General features: G+C 71.3%; 4 protein-coding genes. 3 read left to right on the plus strand and 1 reads right to left on the minus strand.

Translation table 11 applies throughout. From position 1 onward, the window contains the following. Positions 1-41: 41 nt before the first annotated feature. Positions 42-236 (plus strand): hypothetical protein, encoded by a 195-nt coding sequence (locus FV227_RS28280; RefSeq protein WP_246687960.1) that lies wholly within the window; start codon positions 42-44, stop codon positions 234-236. A gap of 15 nt (positions 237-251) precedes the next feature. Here FV227_RS28280 and rpmF read toward each other — a convergent pair whose 3' ends face one another. Continuing rightward, positions 252-440, minus strand: a complete 189-nt coding sequence (gene rpmF / locus FV227_RS28285; protein WP_147729459.1) for a 50S ribosomal protein L32 — start codon at positions 438-440, stop codon at positions 252-254. Between the two features lie 496 nt (positions 441-936). Between rpmF and FV227_RS28290 the strand changes: the two genes are divergently transcribed. Further along, positions 937-2,058: a histidine kinase dimerization/phosphoacceptor domain -containing protein gene (locus tag FV227_RS28290; RefSeq protein WP_147729460.1), complete on the plus strand. Its 1,122-nt coding sequence runs from the start codon at positions 937-939 to the stop codon at positions 2,056-2,058. Then, positions 2,055-2,504 (plus strand): response regulator, encoded by a 450-nt coding sequence (locus tag FV227_RS28295; RefSeq protein ID WP_147860450.1) that lies wholly within the window; start codon positions 2,055-2,057, stop codon positions 2,502-2,504. The genes FV227_RS28290 and FV227_RS28295 overlap by 4 nt, the downstream gene beginning before the upstream one ends. The last annotated feature ends 260 nt before the right edge of the window (positions 2,505-2,764 follow it).

A 2,764-nucleotide genomic window follows, 5' to 3' on the forward strand; every position in this document is an offset into this window, starting at 1 on the left:
GGCGCGGGAGGGCGCGGCCGGCCGCGCCCTCCCGCGCCCTGGTGGCGATCGCCGGCGGGCGGGCCGAGGCGCCGGAGGACGCGGCCACGCAAAAAGCCCGCGGCGGCACGCGGCCGCTCGCAGGCTTCCTGACGCAGATGATCGTCGAATCCGACCCGACCCTGCGGCCGTCGCGGCTGGAGCGCACCGGGATCGCCGCCGCGCGCTACGCCGAGACGGCGCGGCTCACGGCCTGATCCCGGACGGCCGTCTCAGGCCTCGGTCGACTTGACGTTCAGGACCTGGCGGCCGCGATACATGCCGGTCTTCAGGTCAATGTGGTGGGGGCGGCGCAGCTCGCCCGAATCCTTGTCCGTCACGTAGGTCGGCGCCTTGAGGGCGTCGGCCGAGCGGCGCATGCCGCGGCGGGAGGGGGAGGTCTTGCGCTTCGGAACGGCCATGACGGGAAATCCTTGCGGTCTGGCGCCAAAGCGGCGCCCGGGCGTCTCCCGATCGGGATCGCCTCGCGCACCGCTCGATACGGAGATTCGAAGGCGCGCTTATAGCGGCGGCGGGCCGGCATGGCTAGGGGGCGTCGCGCGCCCTCGGCGAGCCCCCGGAACGGCGCGACGCTCCGCTCGGGAACGGCCGCGGATGGTGCGACGATGACGGCCCGTTGCCGGCCATTTGCGGGGCGCAATACTTGCCGACGGCGGGGTATGATGCCGCGGACGCAACCTGAGCCGGGGCCGGCGAAGATGCGTGCCACGCGGAAGAAAGTCGGGCGGGGGCAGAATTCTTTGAACCTTTTCCCGTCCATGCCCCGTTAAGCTTCGGGGCCGCCCGGCTGTTCGCATTACGAACCGGGCGCCCCGCCTCCTGAAGTCCCGCCGGCACGTGGGGTGACCCCGACCGACCCGACGGCGGATACGACCCGTTGTAGAGAGATCACGTTCGATGGAATCGTCCGACGCGTGGCGCCAGACCGGCCGCCTGGACACCGAGCAGGGCAAGGGCGACCCGTTCGCCGCCGCGGTCCGCGCGACGCGGATGGCGATGATCATCACCGATCCGCGCCAGGCCGACAACCCGATCGTGTTCGTCAACGACGCGTTCCTGCGGATGACCGGCTACGCCCGCGACGAGATCATGGGCCGCAATTGCCGCTTCCTGCAGGGCGCGGGCACCGACCGCGGCGCCGTCGCGCTCATCCGCGAGGCGGTGACGGCGGGGCGCGACATCGCCATCGACATCCTGAACTACCGCAAGGACGGCACCCCGTTCTGGAACGCGCTGTACCTCAGCCCGGTCACCAACGAGGCCGGCGAGGTGCCCTACTTCTTCGCCTCGCAGCTCGACGTGACCGACCGCGTCGACGCGCACATGCGGGTCGAGCAGGAGAAGGCGCATTTCGAGGCCGAGGTCGCCAAGCGCACCCACGATCTCAGCCAGTCGCTCGCGACGCAGACGATGCTGGTCCACGAGGTCGATCACCGGGTCAAGAACAACCTCCAGATGATCGCCGCCCTGCTCGCCATGCAGACCAAGGCGATCACCGACCCGTCGGCGCGCGCGGCGATGGAGATGATGCTGACCCGCGTCGAGGCGCTCGGCACCGTGCACCGGCGGCTGTACCAGTCGAACGACGTCGAGCGCTTCGACGTCGCCGAGTTCGCCCGCGACCTCTCCAACGACCTGGTGCGCGGCTCCGGCCGCGACGGCATCCGCCTGCACCTCGACCTCGAGACGGTGGAGGTGCCGGTCTCCAAGGCGCCGCCGGTGGCGCTGATGATGAACGAGCTCATCACCAACGCGCTCAAGCACGCCTTCCCCGACGAGCGCCCCGGCCGGCTCTCCGTCACGGTCGCGCCGGACGGCAAGTACTTCGCCATCAAGATCGCCGACGACGGCATCGGCATGCCGATCGAGGTGATGGAGAAGCGCTCCTTCGGCAAGCGCCTCATCGGCACCCTGTGCCGGCAGCTGAACGCCAGCATCGCCTGGCAGTCGAACGAGCCGGGGACCACGGTCAACATACGCCTGCCGCGCGAGACGGCGGACAGTTCGGAGACGCCGTGACCGAACCGCTGCGGATCCTGGTGGTGGAGGATGAGGCCCTCATCCTCATGCAGATCGAGATGATGCTCGAGGAGGCCGGGCACCGCGTGGTCGGCACCGCCATGACCGCCGCCGAGGCGATCGCCAAGATCGAGGCGTGCCGGCCCGAGTTGGTGCTGATCGACCTGCGGCTCGCCGACGGCTCGTCCGGGATCGAGGTGGCGCAGGCGATCCGCGACCGCGCCGGCATCACCGCCGCCTTCATGACCGCCAACGCGCGCCAGCTCACCGAGGAGATGGAGGGGGCGACGGCGGTGATCTCGAAGCCGTTCAGCGAGACCGTGCTCGAGGCCGCGCTCGCCTACCTCGAGACCTGCGTGCGCCGCCCGCCGCCGACCGGCCCGGTGCCGAACGGGATGCGGATCTCGCCGCAATGCCTCGCCCGCTTCGCCGCGATGCGCCCCTGACGGCCGCCGGGCCCCGATGACGGAACGGATGCGCCCGCTCGGGATTGGAACCGGCGCCTGGGGCGGCGTGTCGCAGCGTTAAGCCGCGGTTCAAGCGCGCCGGCCCACACCCCAGGCCGTCGGCGCCGGGCACCGGGCCGCCGTTCCTTCGGGAGGACCACCATGGCCACTCAGTTCCTGCGCACCCTCGCCGTTCTCGCCTGCCTCGCCGCCGCGCCGGCGCTGGCGCAGAGCCCCGCCCCCGCGACCCCGACCAAGCC

This window comes from Methylobacterium sp. WL119 (assembly GCF_008039875.1).
Taxonomy (GTDB): domain Bacteria; phylum Pseudomonadota; class Alphaproteobacteria; order Rhizobiales; family Beijerinckiaceae; genus Methylobacterium.

What these genes read in the sequence shown, in the direction of transcription:
- rpmF (WP_147729459.1), bottom strand. Translation starts at nt 440, where the DNA reads ATGGCCGTTCCGAAGCGCAAGACCTCCCCCTCCCGCCGCGGCATGCGC.
- FV227_RS28290 (WP_147729460.1), top strand. Translation starts at nt 937, where the DNA reads ATGGAATCGTCCGACGCGTGGCGCCAGACCGGCCGCCTGGACACCGAG.